The following is a 17676-nucleotide window of genomic DNA, read 5'->3' as shown; positions in this document are numbered from 1 at the left end:
CCATGCACTACGCACTAGACCCCCGCACTTTCTTCTACAGCCATTACTTCCACCTGGGCCTGCGCTTCGGCGCCGGCCTGGTGGGCATTATTGCGCTGTTCATGTGGCTGGCCGATACGCATGTGGCCATGTCGATCGGCATCGGCGCGCTGTGCACGGCGCTGATGGACATGCCAAGCCCGCTGCGCCACAAATTCAACGAGATGATGGCATCGGTGCTGCTGTGCAGCGCCGTCACGCTGCTGATCAGCCTTTGCGGCCCGTATTACTGGCTGCTGATGGCGATGCTGGTGGCGGTAAGCTTCTTCGCCAGCATGATGGTCGTCTACGGCAAGAAATCGATGCCGCTGCAGCTGGCGACGCTGTTCATCATGACCATGTCGACCGAACACGTGCTGACGCCGGCCGAATCGTTCCGCCACGCCGGCCTGTTCATGCTGGGCGCACTGTCCTACCTGGCGTACGCGATGAGCGTGGCCTGGCTGCTGCGCCACCGCATCAAGCAGCAGGTGCTGGCGGAGGCGCTGTTCGAGCTGGCGGCCTATATCGACATCAAGGCCGACTTCTACGACACGCGCTACAACCTCACCGAGCAGTTCAACAAGCTGGTACGCCACCAGGCTTTGCTGGCCGACCGCCAGCAGGCTTCGCGCGACCTGATCCTGCGCGCGCATAACAACCGCAAGGATGCAGTGGTGGTGCAGGTCCACGTCTGCATGCTGGACTTGTACGAACAGATCCTGGCCACGCATACCGATTACGCGGCGCTGCGCACGCACTTGCTGGATTCGCCGGCCCTGCGCACCCTGCACGACCTGGCGTACAAGGCGGCACGCGATATCGAGTCGGTGGCCTACGCCGTTACCCGCAACCGCGCCTCGCATCCCGAGGTGGACTACACGCCGGAGCTGATGGCGCTGGAGCAGCAGATCGCCGGCCTGCAGGACGACCTCGATGCGGGCAAGCCGCGCCGCGAAGCGGTCACCGTGCTGCGCGCCCAGCGCAACAAGATCATGGCCATCATCCGCATGATCGGCGAGTTGCACGTGGCCAGCCAGAAGGTCTACGAGGACACGCCGTTCTGGCGCGATATGGATATGCAGCCGTTCCTGTCGCAGCAGAAGTACGAGCTGCAGCTGATGCTGTCGCACTTCCGCATGGATTCGCCGATCTTCCGCTTTGCGCTGCGGGTGTCGATGGCGATTGCGGCCGGGCTGGCGATTGGGGCCATGCTGCCGTACAAGGCGCATAGCTACTGGATTGTGCTGACCATCGTGATCATCCTGAAGCCTTCGTTCAGCATGACCAAGCAGCGGCGTTCGGACCGCATCATCGGCACCATCATCGGCTGCATCATCACGGCGCTGGTGCTGAAGTTCATGCCGCACCCGGCGGCGATCCTGGCGGTGCTGGTGCTGGCGTCCATCGCCACGCCGACCTTCATCTACCTGCGCTACCGCTATGCGGCGATTGCGGTGTCGGTGATGATCCTGCTGTGGATGTACCTGGTGGCGCCGAGCAGCAACCTGATTTCCGAGCGGCTGGTGGATACCTTCGTCGGCGCGGCGATTGCGACGGCGTTCAGCTTTGTGCTGGCGAACTGGGAGTACCAGTCCTTGCCGCGCCTGATCAAGCAGGTGCTGGAGGTGAACCTGAGTTATATGGAGGCCAGTTTCGACCTCCTGCAGGGCAAGTACCGCAATGACTTTATCTACCGCATCCAGCGTAAACGGCTGATGGATGCGCTGGCGGCGCTGAGCGCAGCGCTGGTACGCATGCTGGACGAGCCGGAAAGCAAGCAGCGCGCGGCCGAGGATATCAACCTGTTCATCGTGCAGAACTACCTGCTGGTGGCGCACGTGGCGGCTTTGCGGGCGATCCTGCGCCGCCATGTACGGGATATCCCGACCGATGCGGTGAATGCGATGCTGGCGGCCAGCCATGCGTCCGTTTGCCGCACGCTGTCGGTGGCTTTGTCACGCCACACCGGGGCCACGCCACCGGCGGCACCGCTGCGCCGCGAGGCTGCTGTCGAGCCGGAAGTCAGCTGGTCCGGTTGGCCGCTGGTGCAACGCCGCATCCGCCTGCTGCAGGCCGATGCGGACAAGATCATCGTGCATAGCGACGCCATTGTCCGCAACGTCTCCCTCGAGGATTAACGATGTCCCACTGCCAGCACTGCGGCGCGTGCTGCGCAAGCTTCCGGGTTTCGTTTTACTGGGGCGAGGACGTGCCGGCGCAGCTAACCGTGCCGGTCACGCCGCACCGTGCCGCCATGCGCGGCACGGAGGCGAAGCCGGTGCGCTGTATCGCGCTGTCGGGCGAGGTAGGCAAGCAGGTTGGCTGCACCATCTACCCGCAGCGCTCATCCACCTGCCGCGAGTTCACCGAATACACCCCTGAATGCAATAAAGCCCGCGCCATGCACGGGCTTCCGCCTATTCAACCGTGACCTTGAATACAGTCTTGCCGGGGGCGAGCATCTTCGGCTGCCACGGCGGGTTGATCACCGTGATATTGGTGACGCCTAACCTGGCGAAGTCCTCGACACCGTAGTACCAAGCCACTGCATTGTCAGGCGCGGCCTTCATGTATCTATCGGCTTGGCCCAGCGTGGTGATCCGCTGCTGCACCCCGATGGTTTCGAAGAACTGTACTTCGCGTTCCAATTGGGGCGCGATGGCTTTCCTGGTCAGTTCGTTGGCCGCCGCGCGCGCCTTTTCCCGGTCGCCGCCAAACTCCTTCGCCAGGTTGTCCAGCGACTCATTGTCGATGTCGAAACTCGCGCTGCTTAAGCCACCGTGGTAGCCAACGATGGCGAAGTTGCTGACGATCTTGTTGCGTGCGGCGGTAAACACATAATTTGCGCAGGAGGAATTGCAGCTTTCCAGCACCTTCACGTCCAGCTTGTGCTGGTAGACCCATCGGCCCAGCGCCATGCCCAGTTCAGTATCGCCGCCAGGGCTGCGGATCGCCAGGACAGTGGGCTTCTTCGCCTGCGCGTCGTACAGGGCGAACAGTTTTTCATTGGCCTCGGCGGACAGCCCCCCGACGTAGTTCAGTTCACCGGCCATCATATAAACCTGGGTGTCATCCTCTGCCTGGACGGAACATGGGTAAAGCGCGGCAGCCACCAGAGCTGGCAGGATGTATTTGAGGTTCATTACTGGTAAGGCGAGAGGTGCAGTTGTTTTGATTTGATGTCGAACAGGACGCGGTAGCTGCGGAAGAAGGGCGCGCCCAGGATGCCGTCGAACGGGGCGCCGCCCAGGTCCGCGATTTCGGCGTCCTGCGCCAGCAGCGATTTGCCGTTGACGTCGCGCGGGTTGGCCAGGCGCGGGCTGGCGCACTTGTCGCCGCAGTCCAATGCTCTCTGGTCGAGCAGGTTGACCGGCGTGCCGGTGTCGAGCACCAGCTTCAGCGACTTGCCGCCGGACTTGACGACAACGTACGGACCTTCGTTGCCGTATGCGAGCGGCAGCGATTGCGCCATCTTGGGCGCCTGGCCGGTCTCGAAGATGGTCATGGTGCTGCGCTGGTAATCGAACAGCAGGGGGTGGCTGGTGAAGGCCTCCAGCCCGATGGCGCCGGCTTCGCGTGCGCGGGTCAGTACGGCCTCCGGGCCGGTGTCCGCACCTCCGCCCCATTTCACGTGGACGTGTCCATTCACCTTGCCCAGCTGCGTGGAGCCGATGCGGACACGGTGTGCGACGAGTTCCGGCACTTCGAAGCTTTGGCCCTTCAGGTCCTGGAAGGTGTACTTTGACTTCAGCAGCTTTACCGACCCCGATTTGGCGGCGGTGGTCAGCGCAACCGACAGGCCAATCCTGCCGCCGGAATCGAACAGCATACGCTCGCTGGCGGCGCCGATCTTGACGTCGACGAAAGGCAGGCCGTGGATGAAGTTGAGCGGGACGACGTCCGCCGCCGTCGCCGGGATGGTTGCTGTGAGGAGCAGCGCTACAGGTAATGCAATTTTCATGGCCGTGAGAATAGCACTCGCGGCCCCGTTGAAATTACGCCAATTGTCACGCGAAGCAAACGCGGTTGCGGCCGGATTCCTTGGCGCGGTACAGCAGCGCGTCGGCTTTCTGCAGCATGGTTTCCGCGCTGCCGACGGCGATGTCGGCGTACACGCCCATACTCATGGTGACCTTCAGCTCTGGATGGACTTCGTGCCATGGGAAGCTTTCGATCAGCGTGCGCAGTTTGTCGCACAGGGCGGCGGCTTGCGGGCCTGGGGTTTCCGGCAAGGCCATCACAAATTCCTCGCCGCCGTAGCGGGCGACCAGGTCGGACAGGCGCATGTGCTTGCGCAGGATATTGCCGACGTGGCGCAGCACCACATCGCCGGTGGCGTGGGAGTAGGTGTCGTTGATTTTCTTGAAGTGGTCGATATCGCAGATCACCAGCGCCAGCGGACGTTTGTGGCGCACGGCCTGGTTGAACAGGGTGTTGGCCTGTTCGTCGAAGTGGCGGCGGTTGTACAGCTGCGTGAGGGCGTCGCGGATACTGAGTTCGCGCAGTTGCTCCGCTTGCTGCAGGATGGTGGCGTGCGAGGCGTTCAGCTCTTCGTGGCTTTGCGCCAGCTGTTCGCTCATTTCGTTGAAGGCGGTGGCCAGGACGGCTACTTCGTCCTTGCCTTTCACTGGCACTTGCTGGCGCAGTTCGCCTTTGTGCATGCCTTTCACTGCTTTCGTCAGGCCGCTCAGGCTGCGCGACAGGCCGCGGCTTAACAGCACGCCGAGCAGCGTGGCCAGGCCGGCTGCGGCGGCGATGCCCCACCATAGGGAGTTGTACAGGGCGTCGATGTATTTCTGTTCCTGCGGCGTGGGCTTGGGGGCGCCTTCGCTGGACACATAGGCGACGGTCTTGTTTTTCACGATGATGGGGCGGGCGGTGGCGCGCAGTTTTTCCGGCAGCACGTCGCCGCGGCCGAACTGGCCGCCTCCCAGCAGGACGTTGTAGTCGGCGTCGGCCAGCACGAAGCGGAATGGGGGTGGGCCGTCGCCGTGGCGCCGTGGCGGCGGGGGCTCGCCGGGATGGTCATCGAGTTCGCCGGGCGGCGCTGGGCCGGCAGCGCGTGCATTGTCAGCTGCCGCCGGCTGCGCAGCGTCAGGGCGGTCTCCAAGTGGAGGCTGCCCTTGTGGCGCAGGACGCGCGCCTGCGCGCGCTGGCGAGCCGCGTTGGCCTTCCGGCGGTGGGCCATAGCCGCCGCGGGCGCCATCGCGGGGGCCGCGCTGACCTTCCGGCGGCAGGCCGTAACCGTCGCGCGCCCCCTCCCCTGGACCGCGTTGACCTTCTGGCGGTGGGCCATAGCCGTCGCGGGCGCCATCGCGGGGGCCGCGCTGACCTTCCGGTGGTGGGCCATAGCCGTCGCGCGCACCTTCGCCTGGGCCACGCTGACCTTCTGGCGGTGGGCCGTAGCCTTCGCGGGCACCCTCGCGGGGGCCGCGCTGACCTCCCGGTGGCGGTCCGTAGCCGTCGCGCGCACCTTCGCCTGGGCCACGCTGACCATCTGGCGGTGGGCCGTAGCCTTCGCGGGCGCCCTCGCGGGGGCCGCGCGGGCCTCCCGGTGGCGGTCCGTAGCCGTCGCGGGCGCCTTCGCGTGGACCGCGATGGCCCTCCGGTGGCGGACCGTAACCGTCGCGCGCCCCCTCGCCTGAACCGCGTTGACCTTCTGGCGGTGGGCCGTAGCCTTCGCGGGCGCCCTCGCGGGGGCCGCGCTGACTTTCCGGTGGCGGGCCGTAGCCGCCCCGCGCGCCTTCGCCCGGACCTCGCTGGCCTTCCGGTGGCGGGCCATAGCCTCCGCGAGCGCCTTCGCCTGGGCCACGTTGCCCTTCCGGCGGTGGGCCGTAGGCGCCACGCTGGGCGGCCGCTGGAACGCTGGATTGGCCTGGCTGTGGACGGGTGGCGTCAGCCGCGCCGCTGCCATTTCGCGCCTCGCGTAATAACGGCGGCTGCCCCCCATCCGGCCGCGCATCCCTGATGCGAGCCTGCTCATTGATACGCGGCGGCATACGCTCCAGCATCTCGCTAGGCAGCTCGCCACCATCACGCGGCCGCTCACCCTCCTGCCGCCGCACGAAGCGGTCGAACGATTCCGTCTTGATCGCGGTATGCCAGTCCCCATACTCGGTCAGATAGGCCGTCATATAGGTATGGAAATGCTCCGCCGCCTGCTGCTTGCGCAGGTTGTCGACCTTGTAGTTGACGCTGACGTAGGCAACCCCACCCACCAGCACCACCGACCCCAGCCCCGTCGCCAGCAGGGCCGTCATCAACTTGAGCCTCAAACGCATGCCGCTTACTCGCCCAGGTAACGTCCAAACCACTCAATGGTGCGCTTGCGCAGGTCGCGCTGGTGCTCGGGCTTGCGGATGCTATGCCCCTCACCATCGTAAATGACCAGAGACGTCGGCACGCCCATCGCCTTCAATCCATGCCAGAACTCCATCGACTGCGCCGGCGGGCATTCGACGTCGCGTTCACCGACATAAACCAGCGTCGGCGTGCGCGCGACCTTGATCGACTCGATTGGCGACAGCTGGCGATAGATGGCCGGATCATCGTAAGCCGACACGCCAAAGAATGGAATCATCCACTGGTCAATGCCGTTTTGGCCGTAATACGAAATCCAGTTCGCAATACCAGCGCCAGCCACCGCAGCCTTGAAGCGCTGCGAATGCGTCACACCCCACATGGTCATGAAGCCGCCATAGGAATGCCCCATCAACCCCATGCGGTTGGTATCGACCGGCGCCACCGCCGCCACGGCATCAACGCCGGCCAGGATATCGCGCAAGTCGCCGCCGCCGAAATCGCGGCGGTTGGCGCGCGCAAACGCCTGCCCCTGGCCGAAGCTGCCGCGCGGGTTCGGCAGGAACACGTAGTAGCCCTTCTCCACCAGCTCGCGCAGCAGCGGACTGCCCTGCTCACCCGGCGCGATATAGCGCGGCGAGGCAGCAGCGGCCGGGCCGCCGTGCACCTGCACGATCATCGGATACTTCCTGCCCGCCTCCACATTGCGCGGACCGATCAGCCAGCCCTGCACGCTGAAGCCTTCATTCTTCCAGCTGACGTTTTGCACCGCGACCTGCGGCTGCAGGTGGGCGTTATCGTCCGTGATGGCGCGCATGGACGCGACCGGGCCGGCCATGATGGCCCCAGCGTGTTCGAAGTCCTCCTGCACCGCGGCAGCCTTGGCGCCGTCGGCGCTGAAGGTCATACGGCCATCGCCCGCACTGGTGGAAGCCGCAACGGAACGCAGCACAGTGCTGCGGCCCTGCGGGTCGAGCGCCACGATATTCGATTTGTCGCCCATCAGGGCATTAGCCAACAGGCCCTTGCCGCGCCAGGCCAGTGCGTTAAAGGTACCTTTGAAGCCAGGCGTCAGGTTGACCGGTTCGCCGCCGGCCAGCGGCACGGTGTAGATGTCGCCCCCGACGGAACCGAAGTCGCTCATTAAGCCGCCGATATAAGCCACAGTGCGGCCATCCGGCGACACGCGCGGCATATTCAGCTGCGTGCCAGGATGCGCCACGATGCGCAGCGCGCCGCTGCCGGCGTCGATATACGACAGCTTGGCCACCCACCAGTTGTTATCGCCATTGCCCTTGGCGCTAGTTGCGATGAAGCCTTTGCCGTCCGGCGTCCAGTCGTACTCGTAGATGAAGGTGTCGTCCGGAGAAACCAGCTTGAGCGCGCCGCCTTCGGCCGGGATGGTGGCGATACGCTGCGCGTCTTCGTCCACACCGATCTCACCCACCTGGCGTGCGCCAGCGGCAGTGGCGCCGGTTTCCTTTTTGGCATCGGGGGTGGCCAGCAGCGCCAGGGTGCGCCCATCCGGCGACCAGCGCGCGGTGCTGGCGACGCCTTTCACGGTGGCCACGGAGCGGGTCTTGCCGCCGGGCGCCGCCGGGGTCACGTACAGCCAGGCCGATCCCGCACGGCTGTCGCTGCCGACAAAGGCCAGCGCCTTGCCGTCCGGCGACCAGGAAGGCTTGTCGTAGCCGCAGGTACTGCAGGGATCGAATTCGGAGACGATGGCGCCGCTGGCAGCGTCGCGCACCACGACGGTCGCATGCGGGCGCTTGCCGTTGCCGGCGTCGATGGCTTCCAGCGACACGACGCGGTCGCCGGCGGGGGAGATGGCTACCGCGCGGTAGTCACGGATGGCCTGGCTGGCCGGCCCGGCCTGGGCAACCGCCCCAGAGATGATGGCCGAAGCCAGGAAAACTGTTTGGGCGATTGCTTTGACCTGCATTCTTTACACCTTATTAAGCCGGGAGTTGCGGATTCCGTAGATGAAGTAGGTTATCACTGCAACGGCCATCCAGATAGTGAAAATCATCTTGGTGGCGTGCGACAGGTTGATCATCAGGTAGGCGCAGGCCAGGATGCTCAGGCCCGGCACGAAGTAAGGACCGAAAGGCACGCGGAAGCCGCCCTTGGTGTAGGTACCCGCTGCGCGCTCCTTGGAACGCAGCACCGGCACCGCGATCGACACCACGATGAAGGCGGTCAGGGTGCCCATCGACACCATATCCCACAGGAAGGTGGAGTCCACCAGGCCTGCCACCACGCCCACCACCACGCTCACGATCAGGGTATTGGCCACCGGGGCGTGCGATTTCGGGTTCACGCTCTGGAAGGCTTTCGGCACCAGGCCGTCCTTGGCAATCGCGTACAGGATGCGGGTCTGGCCGTAGATGGTCACCAGGGTCACCGAGAACACGGAAATCACCGCACCGGCCGACAGCACCAGCGCAGGCCACGCCTTGCCGGTCACGTTCTGCAGGATCACCGACAGGCCGGCTGCCTGGTGTTCGAACATGTGCGCAGGCTGGGCGCCCATGGCCGCCATGGCCACCAGCATGTAGAACACGGTCACGATAATCAGCGCGGCGATGATACCGATCGGGACGTTGCGCTTTGGATTGCGCACCTCTTCGCCGGCGGTGGCAATCGTGTCCAGGCCGATAAAGGAGAAGAACACCGTGCCCGCCGCAGCGGCGATGCCGGCCGCACCGGGCAGCAGCTCGCCGGCGGTAGGCTTCAGGAATGGCGTGAAGTTGTTGGTGTCAAAACCGGTGAAGGCAATGGCGGCGAAGAAGATCAGGATTGCCAGCTTGATCATCACCATGATGGCGTTGGCGGTGGCCGATTCCTTGGCGCCGCGCACCAGCAGGAAGCAGCACAGCACCACCAGGATCACCGGCGGCAAGTTGAAGTGGCCCACATTCCATACCGTACCGTTGGCGGTCGAGACGATCATCGGCGAGCGCAGATGCTCTGGAATCTGCCAGCCGAAGGCATTGACCAGGAAGTTATTCAGGTAGTCCGACCAGCCGATCGCCGTGGCACTGGCCGCAAGCCCGTATTCAAGCAGCAGGCAGAAGGCCACGATGAAGGCCATGAACTCACCCAGGGTGCGGTAAGCGAAGGAATAGGCGGAACCGGCGGCCGGCACGCGGAACGACAGTTCGGCGTAGCACAGGGCAGTCAGGCCGGCGGTCAGCGCCGCCAGCAGGAAGGACAGCACCACGGAGGGGCCGGCTTTCGGCACCGCTTCGACCATGGTGAAGAAGATACCGGTGCCGATCGTGGCGCCGACGCCGATCATGGTCAGCGAAAACAGGCCGATGGAGCGGCTCAAGCCCTCCCCGTGCAGGCTGGCGCCACTATCAGTTTCCACAGGGGCCGGCTTGGTACGGGTCAGCTTCTGGACCAACGATTGATTCACAGGCATATCCTTCAGGACAAAAAAACCCCACGATTATAAGACCTCGCAGATATTGAACCTAAAGGAATTTGATGCAGGAAAGGCAATCGTGGTGCTCAGCCCACGTTAGCGGCTTGTTACAAGTCCTTACCATTGATACAGCATTGATCTAGCTTGGCGCCGCGCGCATTGATAATCTGCAACTCATGCAAAACCGCCACTGAGAAGGAGCCAACCATGTACAAAAAGATCCCTACCGTTTCGTCCCGTTTCCATCCCATGGCGGCGACTGCAGTGATCTCGCTGGGGCTGGCCCTGCTGGTCGTGGCGGCCACCTACGCGCTGCGCAGCGGCCTGGCCAGCTGATTAGCCTTCGTAAGGACCCAGGTAGTCGATCTTGCCGATCTTGACTCCCTGGTTCCGCAAGATGTCGTGCAGGGTCACGACGTGGAAGTAGAAGTTCGGCAGCGCGAAGGTCAGCAGATAGCTTTCGCCTGTGAAGGTCGGCTTGAAGCTGCCGAAACTTAGCGCCACCTCCCGCGTTTCGCTGTCCGCGAAATGCTCCTCCCCTACCCCTTCGATATAAGCGATCGTGTTCGCGATGCGCTGCTGCAGCTGCTCGAAACTGGCCTCGTTGTCGGGGAATTTCGGCGCTGCGACGCCGGTCAGGCGTTCGATCGAGAGTTTGCTGGTATCGCTGGCGCGCTGCACCTGGGCGGTCAGCGGCAGCATGTCGTCGGCCAGGCGCGCCGCCAGCAGCGCTTCCGGCGCCTTGCCGCTGGCTTCCGCCTTGCGCAGCAGTTCAGCCATCACCTTCAGGCCGCGCACGAAGACGGGCGCGGAGACTTTGTACATTGACAGGGACATGCGCTACTCCTTTCGGGGTGCTTATTTCACGCGCGTGACCATCATTCCGGCACGCAGGCCGATTCGTACATCGGGGTTGGGGAATACTACCAGTTCTTCGTCGTGCTGTACGGTGTAGACGGTGTCGCCGTCGCGGGCGATTTCGTCGCCTTTTTTCAGGGCGGTGAAATTCTGCGTCTCTTTGCCGAAGGCCATCGTGAAGTTGTCGCTCAGTTTGATGATGTTCTGGGCGACCTTGTAGACGTGGGCCTGCTTTGCGGCTTTGGCAGGCGCCTGGCCGCGCAACAGGCGGTTCAGGGCGATGCGGGCTTCTTCGAACTGGGACAGGTCGTTCTGGCCCAGGGTGCCGATGCGGCCCAGTTCCACCGTGGTGCCGGCGGCGGCGTGGTGCTCGGCGCTGTAGTAGCTGTAGGTGCCGGCCGACGCCGGGTTCATGATGATGGCGCCGATGGCTGCTTCGCCGAGCCAGGCGATCAACTGCTCTTTCGCGTCGTCGGCGATCAGGTCGGGGACGATGGCGAAAGTTGGGTAGACGCTGGGGCGGATGGCGGTATGCAGGTCGAGGTGCCAACGCTCCTTGCCTGCATTGGCGAAGAATTCGCTGGTGGCGGCGATCATGACGTCCGCGCGGGCGGATTCGGCGGTGCCGGCCAGGGTGCCGCGCTCGGCGCGGAACATGCGGTTCAGGTCTGCGTCGATGAAGCGTTTGGCCTGGCGGATGGCGCCGATGTTGCCGACGCAGAGCATCAGGTCGACCGCCAGCGCTTGTGGCTCTTGAGCCAGGGCGTCAAGCAAGTAGGCAACCAGTTCGATCGGGCCGGTTTCGTCGCCGTGGACGCCGACGGAGACCAGCACCGCTGGACGCGCAGCGTCCGGGCGGCGGATGGTGATGATGCCGTCGGCTGGCTGGCCGACGGCAAAGCCGGCCTCGGTGAAGCTGCGCGCAACGGCGCTGAAGTCGGCTTCTGCCAGCGCGCGCACGGCGGCTGGCAGGGGTGCTACGGAATTACTCATGCTGCTTGCGTCATCCCTGCTGCGTTGACTGCCTCGGACAGTGCCCACACATCCAGCATGGCCTGTTCCAGGTCAGCCGAAGTTGCGTAGCCGGACAGGCCCAGGGTGCAGGTCACAACCTCCACCGCTTCGACCGCGTCGTGGCCATCGGTGGCGCGTGCCAGCACCTGCGACAGCAGCTTCTGCTGCGTACGGCGCAAGGCCGATTGCGCGTAGCTGCGCAACTGTTCCTGCGACTTGGAGGTCGCCGCCAGCTTCAGGCCGCGCTCCAGCGTATCGATGCCGGCTTGCGCACGCAGCGCCATGCCGACAGCCAGGAAGCCCGGCAGGTCCATGCCCGCTGGACGCTTGACCGACAGCGCCGCGAACACGAATGCCGCCACGCCTTCCAGCGCATCGACCGCATTCCACGCCTGCACAAACTCGGCACGCAGGCCGCTGTGGGTCGCTGCTTCGGACTGCACATCGGCCGCCATCTTGCGCACGGTGGCCGGATCGGCGAACAGTTTGGTCAGTTCGGCAATGCCGGCGCCGCGCAGCTGCTCTTTCGGCACGCCCAGCACGCCCTCGATCACCGCCTTCAGCATCGAGCGGGTGCGTGCATCCACACGCATCGCCACATGGCGCGGCACCACCAGGGCGTCCGCATCCAGGGTGTCGAAGATCGGCGCCAGGTCCAGCGCGGACCATGCCTGGCCCCAGGCCAGGATCACATCCTGCTCGCTGCAGTTGTGCGCCGCCGCCAGTTCGCGGATCATCAATGGACCGCAACGGTTCACCACCTCGTTCGCCAGCACGGTCGCCAGGATGGCGTTGGCCAGCGGGTGGTTCAGCGGCGGACGGGTCGCCACCAGCTGCTCAGGGAAGTAAGGACGCAGCACCTTCTCCGCCCAGCTTTCGTCCGTCAGCGGCATGGCCGACAGCAGGCGCTTGTAGCGGTTCTTCACGTTGGCGATCACCACTGCCAGTTCCGGCGTGGTCAGGCCGCGGCCATCGGCCTTGCGGCGTGCCAGTTCGGCCACGCTAGGCAGGTGCTCCAGTTCGCGCGACAGGGCGCCTTCCTCTTCCAGGTCGGCGATCAGGTCGGCGTAGCCGTCCTGCACATGCGCCTCGGACTGGGCTTGCTGCTCGCGCACCAGCAAACGGGTTTGCTGGATGTTGTCGCGCAGGACCAGGCGTTCCACTTCCATGGTCATCTCGTTCAGCAGCTGGTTGCGGTCTGCCTCGGAGGTCTGGCCGGCGTTGACTTCCACGTCCAGCCACATCTTGCAGTTCACTTCATGGTCGGAGCAATCCACGCCGGCCGAGTTGTCGATCGCATCGGTGAAGATGCGGCCGCCGGCCAGGGCGAATTCGATACGGCCGGCCTGGGTCGCACCCAGGTTGCCGCCTTCCGCCACCACCTTGCAGCGCAGCTCATTGCCGCTGACGCGGATATTGTCGTTGGCGCGGTCTTTCACCTGCGCGTGGGTTTCGGCCGAGGACTTGATGTAGGTACCGATACCGCCGTTGTAGAACAGGTCCACAGGGGCCAGCAGGATGCGGTGCATCAGCTCTTCCGGCGCCAGCGAGGTTTCCTCGATGTCCAGCGCCGCGCGGATCTCAGGCGACAGCTCGATGGTGCGCGCGGTACGCGGGAACACGCCGCCGCCCTTCGAGATCAGGTCCTTGTTGTAGTCTTCCCACGAGGAGCGCGGCAGTGCGAACATGCGCTGGCGTTCGGCGAAGGATTTCGCGGTATCCGGATTCGGGTCCAGGAAGATGTGGCGGTGGTCGAACGCCGCCAGCAGCTTGATCTGGTTCGACAGCAGCACGCCGTTGCCGAACACGTCGCCCGACATATCGCCCACGCCCACCACGGTGAACGGGGTGGTGTTCATGTCGTGGCCCATCTCGTAGAAGTGGCGCTTGACCGCTTCGAACGCGCCCTTGGCGGTAATGCCCATCTTCTTGTGGTCGTAGCCGTTGGAGCCGCCCGATGCGAAGGCGTCGCCCAGCCAGAAGCCGCGCTTCACCGCGATGCTGTTGGCGATGTCGGAGAAGGTTGCGGTGCCCTTGTCGGCCGCCACCACCAGGTACGGGTCGTCATTGTCGTAGCGGACGGTGTCTTCCGGCGCCACGATCTTGCCCAGCACGCGGTTGTCGGTCACTTCCAGCAGGCTGGAAATGAACAGGCGGTAGCATGCTTCACCTTCCGCCGCCACCACTTCACGTGCGGCGCCTTTCGGCATCTGCTTGCAGATAAAGCCGCCCTTCGCGCCGGCCGGCACGATCACGGCGTTCTTCACCATCTGCGCCTTCACCAGGCCCAGCACCTCGGTGCGGTAGTCTTCCATACGGTCGGACCAGCGCAGGCCGCCGCGCGCCACCGGGCCGCCGCGCAGGTGCACGCCCTCGAAGCGGCGCGAGAACACGTAGATCTCGCGGAACGGACGCGGTTCAGGAATCAGGTGCAGGTTGCTGGTGTCGAACTTGAAGATGATCTTGTCGCCCTGCTGCGCGTTCTGGAAGTAGTTGGTGCGCAGCGTAACCAGCATCAGGTCGATCATCGAAGCGAAGATCACTTCGGTGTCGGCGTGGTTGATCGACGTCAGGCGGCCCTTGATGGCCAGCAGCTTGTCCTTGGCCGCGTTGCGGGTGGCTTCCGGCTGCTGCGGGTCAAAGCGCTCTTTCCAGGCATCGACCAGCTCCTTCACCAGCGCCGGGTGGCGGCGCAGGGTTTCCGCCATATAGCGCACGGTGAACTGACTGCCGCCCTGGCGCCAGTAGCTCATGTAAGCACGCACCAGCTGCACTTCGCGCAGGCTCAGGCCACCCTCGACCACCAGGCCGTTCAGGCGGCCGTCTTCGGCTTCGTTGTTGAACAGGGCGTTGAACAGTTCCTGCGCCACTTCCACTACGCCAGGACGCGCCAGCTCGGAAGCGCTTTGCGCGTCAACGGCCAGGCTGGTGATGTAGTGCTTCTTGCCGTCCGCGGTGCGGATGGTGTGGGCCGATTCGCGTTCGATCGCGACGCCGGCGTTATGCAGCGCCGGCAGGATGGACGACAGCGCAGGCACGCGGTCCACCGAATACAGGCGGATGGTGGTCGCGGCATTGCCTTCGGATGGCAGTTCGACGCGCACTGCAACGCGCTCGCCGTCGCCATTGCGCAGGATCTTGTCCAGGTCATGGAAGGCCACGCTTGGAGGCGTAGCTGCCACGTAGTCGACCGGCAGCGTGGAGCACAGCTTGCGCAGGCTGTTGCGCAGCGGCTCTTCGCCAACCTTGTCGGCCAGTTCGGAGAAGGCGTCGTGCCAGCCGTCCAGGATAGTCAGCAGCGGACGCTGGATATCGCTTTCCAGATCCAGCGGGTAGCGTGCGGCGTGGGCGATCAGGTACAGGCGGGCCAGCGGGCCGTCCGACACCAGGGTCTGCGAGCTGACGTGGGTGGCGCCGGAGCTTTCCTGCAGGGCGCGCGCCAGCTGGTGCGCCACGGTGGCGGAGTAGCGTTCGCGCGGCAGGTAGACCAGCACGTTCAGGTGGCGGGCATACACGTCGCGGCGGGCGAACACCTTGGCGCGCGGCTGCTTGTACAGCGACACCACGGCGCCGCACACTTCGGCCAGCCATTCAGGTTCCGCTTCCAGCGCTTCGGTGCGCGGCAGCGATTCCAGGATCTCGATGAATTTCTCGGCGCGGAAGCCGGTTTCGCGCACGCCGGCAATCTTCAGCACTTGTGCGATGCGGCCGCGTGCGAATGGCAGGCGGGCCAGCGGGGTCAGGGTCGCGGCGCGGGTGAACAGGCCGACGAAGCAGTGTTCGCCCAGGATGGCGCCTTTGCCGTCGGTGTGGCGCACGCCGATGAAGTCCAGCGACTGGTCGCGGTGCAGGGTGCCTGCGACGTCGGCCTTGACGATGGACAGGGTGTGGGCCCGCTTGGACAGGGTGTCGAAGTCGCCCGGGATGTTGGCCAGGCAGGTGCCGTAGACCGGGTGCGCGGTGTCCTGCAGCACGCCGATGCGGCTCGGGATGTCGCGTTCCAGTTCGCGTGCGCCCGGCTTCACCTGGTAGTAGGCGTAGCCGTGCACTTCAAAGCCTTCGTCGCGCGCCCACTGCAGGAAGGCAGCGACTTCCTGGCCTTCTTCGCCGTGGGCCGAGGATTCGGCGGCGACGGTGGAGAAGCGGTCCTTCATGGCGGCCTGGTCCCGCTTTACGATGGCGGCGTCGCGCGCCACCATTTCAATGCGTTCTGTCAGTTCGGCCAGTGCGGCGTCTTCCAGCTGTTCGGACAGCAGGCACAGGACCATGGATTCGAGCTTGTCGCCTTGCTGGCCGACGGCTTCCACGCTGCCGTCGGCGGCGCGGCGCACCGGCAGCACGGCGTTCAGCACGCCGTTGGAGCCGACGCGCAGCTTGCGCATGGCGATCACGATGGAGTCGACCAGGTAAGGCATGTCGTCATTGACGATCAGCAGCGCGGTGGCGTGGCCGCCGCGGGCTTCCTGGTACTGCAGCTTGGCGATCTGGCAGCCGGACGTGGTGCGCTTGGACAGCTGGGTGAAACCTTCCACAAGGACTGGGGCGAGGCTGCCGGGCGACAGGTCGGCCAGGTCTTCATCGTCCAGTGAGCCGAGCCAGGCTTCGATCAGTTGGGCGATCGGGCCGCTGGCCTTGACCAGTTCCAGCGTCTGCTTACGCAGCTCTTGTGGCATTTGTTTCATCTGCTTCTCCAGGTTCGTTGTTATGCCAGATCGTAGAGGCCGGGTAAGCCCAGGATCTGTTCCAGCTCTTTGAGTGCGGTGTGCACTTCGACAGCCAATTGCGGATCTGCCAAGTCTTTTGGTTCCAGATGGTCGCGGTAGTGTTTCTCGACCCACGCAACCAGGGTATGGTACAGCGTTTCGGTCATGACGACACCCTGGTGCATGGCCGCCGCTTCCTCATCGGTCAGCGCCACGCGCAGGCGCAGGCAAGCCGGCCCGCCGCCGTTGCGCATCGACTGGCGCAGGTCGAAGTGGATCAGCTCATTCACCGGACCGCCGGACGCCACCAGCTTCTCCAGGAAAGCCGCAACCGACGCCACTTCCTGGCATTCATGCGGCGTCACCAGCGCCATCTTGCCATCCGGCTTGGACAGCAACTGGGTGTTGAACAGGTAGGACGACACCGCATCCGCCACCGACACTTCGGCGGTGGGCACGCGGATCGCCACCAGCTCCGCGCCCACGCCATGCATCGCCGCGCGGATCGAGGCCAGCGCCGCCTGTTCATCGGCAAACGCCTGCTCGTGGTAGAACAGCACATTGCCGTTACCCACCGCGATCACGTCGTTATGGAACACGCCCTGGTCGATCACTTCCGGGTTTTGCTGCACGAATACGCAGCGCGCCGGGTCCAGGCCATGCAGGCGGGCCACCGCTTGCGAAGCTTCCAGCGTATGGCGCGCAGGGAATTTCTTCGGCGCCGGCGCGGAAGGATCGAACTCCACGCGGCCGTACACGAACAGCTCCACCGCAGGGTTGCCGTGCTGGTCGCACAGGCGGGTGTGGTTGGCCGCACCTTCGTCGCCGAAGGCCGGGGTGCCTGGCAGTGCGTCATGCACCGCGAAGAAGCGCGGGTCCTTGAAGATTGCGCGCAGCGCGCGGGCCGACTGGGTGTGCTCGAAAGCGCGGTGCAGCTTATTGTTCAGGTTCGCGGCGGTGAAATGCACGCGGCCATCCGAGGTGTCAGCCGATGGGCTGACGGTGGCCGCATTGGCGGTCCACATCGGCGATGCCGAGTAGGCGCACGCCAGGATCACCGGCGAATCGTTATACGCCTTGGTGATCACGTCCGCATCCGAGCCGCTGTAGCCCAGGCTGCGCAGCAGGCGGAAATTCGGACGGTCCTGCGGCGGCAGCAGCGCCTGCGCGAAACCGCGCTTGGCCAGCTCGCGCATCTTGGCCAGGCCCTGCAGGGCCGCCTGCTTCGGATTGGAAGCACTCTTGACGTTGTTGAAGGACGCTACGTTGCCGAACGACAGGCCGGCGTAGTTGTGCGACGGCCCAACCAGGCCATCGAAGTTATATTCGCGTGCAGATGGCATGTTC

General features: G+C 64.8%; 12 protein-coding genes. 3 read left to right on the top strand and 9 right to left on the bottom strand.

What is annotated here, in order from left to right:
• The first annotated feature begins 2 nt into the window (after window positions 1-2).
• Both AAHE99_RS15850 and AAHE99_RS15845 read left to right on the top strand, forming a co-directional pair.
• On the top strand, window positions 3-2159 hold the full coding sequence (locus AAHE99_RS15850; RefSeq protein WP_342118322.1) for an FUSC family membrane protein: 2157 nt from the start codon (window positions 3-5) through the stop codon (window positions 2157-2159).
• A 2-nt stretch (window positions 2160-2161) separates the two neighbouring features.
• Window positions 2162-2452: a YkgJ family cysteine cluster protein gene (locus AAHE99_RS15845; RefSeq protein WP_342118321.1), complete on the top strand. Its 291-nt coding sequence runs from the start codon at window positions 2162-2164 to the stop codon at window positions 2450-2452.
• Here the strand turns inward: AAHE99_RS15845 and AAHE99_RS15840 are convergent.
• The 5 genes from AAHE99_RS15840 to AAHE99_RS15820 are packed head-to-tail and all read right to left on the bottom strand — an operon-like array spanning window position 2439 to window position 9745.
• On the bottom strand, window positions 2439-3164 hold the full coding sequence (locus AAHE99_RS15840; protein ID WP_342118320.1) for a hypothetical protein: 726 nt from the start codon (window positions 3162-3164) through the stop codon (window positions 2439-2441). The two genes, AAHE99_RS15845 and AAHE99_RS15840, sit on opposite strands and share 14 nt — an antisense overlap.
• The gene (locus AAHE99_RS15835) at window positions 3164-3982 is read right to left on the bottom strand and encodes a hypothetical protein (protein WP_342118319.1); all 819 of its coding nucleotides are present in this window, start codon (window positions 3980-3982) and stop codon (window positions 3164-3166) included. Before AAHE99_RS15835 ends, AAHE99_RS15840 begins: the two co-directional genes overlap by 1 nt.
• A 46-nt stretch (window positions 3983-4028) precedes the next feature.
• A complete protein-coding gene (locus tag AAHE99_RS15830) occupies window positions 4029-6302 on the bottom strand; it encodes a diguanylate cyclase (RefSeq protein WP_342118318.1) in 2274 nt (757 codons plus the stop codon).
• A 5-nt stretch (window positions 6303-6307) separates the two neighbouring features.
• Window positions 6308-8266 (bottom strand): S9 family peptidase, encoded by a 1959-nt coding sequence (locus AAHE99_RS15825; RefSeq protein ID WP_342118317.1) that lies wholly within the window; start codon window positions 8264-8266, stop codon window positions 6308-6310.
• Between the two features lie 3 nt (window positions 8267-8269).
• A complete protein-coding gene (locus tag AAHE99_RS15820; RefSeq protein ID WP_342118316.1) occupies window positions 8270-9745 on the bottom strand; it encodes an APC family permease in 1476 nt (491 codons plus the stop codon).
• 216 nt (window positions 9746-9961) lie between these two features.
• Here AAHE99_RS15820 and AAHE99_RS15815 point away from each other — a divergent pair, with 216 nt between their 5' ends.
• Window positions 9962-10090: a hypothetical protein gene (locus AAHE99_RS15815; RefSeq protein WP_342118315.1), complete on the top strand. Its 129-nt coding sequence runs from the start codon at window positions 9962-9964 to the stop codon at window positions 10088-10090.
• On the opposite strand, the gene AAHE99_RS15810 is transcribed toward AAHE99_RS15815, so the two are convergent.
• From AAHE99_RS15810 to astB, 4 genes are read right to left on the bottom strand one after another with little or no spacing between them, the layout of a single operon-like run.
• Window positions 10091-10591, bottom strand: coding sequence for a DUF1993 domain-containing protein (locus tag AAHE99_RS15810; protein ID WP_342118314.1), 501 nt, complete (start codon window positions 10589-10591; stop codon window positions 10091-10093). It lies immediately after the preceding gene.
• Window positions 10592-10612: 21 nt separating this feature from the next.
• Window positions 10613-11605, bottom strand: coding sequence for a succinylglutamate desuccinylase (locus AAHE99_RS15805; RefSeq protein WP_342118313.1), 993 nt, complete (start codon window positions 11603-11605; stop codon window positions 10613-10615).
• Entirely contained in the window at window positions 11602-16308 is a 4707-nt protein-coding gene (locus AAHE99_RS15800; RefSeq protein ID WP_342118312.1) for an NAD-glutamate dehydrogenase domain-containing protein, read from the bottom strand. The genes AAHE99_RS15805 and AAHE99_RS15800 overlap by 4 nt, the downstream gene beginning before the upstream one ends.
• A 20-nt stretch (window positions 16309-16328) precedes the next feature.
• On the bottom strand, window positions 16329-17672 hold the full coding sequence (gene astB, locus AAHE99_RS15795; RefSeq protein WP_342118311.1) for an N-succinylarginine dihydrolase: 1344 nt from the start codon (window positions 17670-17672) through the stop codon (window positions 16329-16331).
• Between the last annotated feature and the right edge of the window lie 4 nt (window positions 17673-17676).

The sequence above is a fragment of the Pseudoduganella sp. OTU4001 genome, from assembly GCF_038440195.1.
Taxonomy (GTDB): Bacteria; Pseudomonadota; Gammaproteobacteria; order Burkholderiales; family Burkholderiaceae_D; genus Rugamonas.
This window is presented reverse-complemented; position numbering and strand designations above follow the sequence as displayed.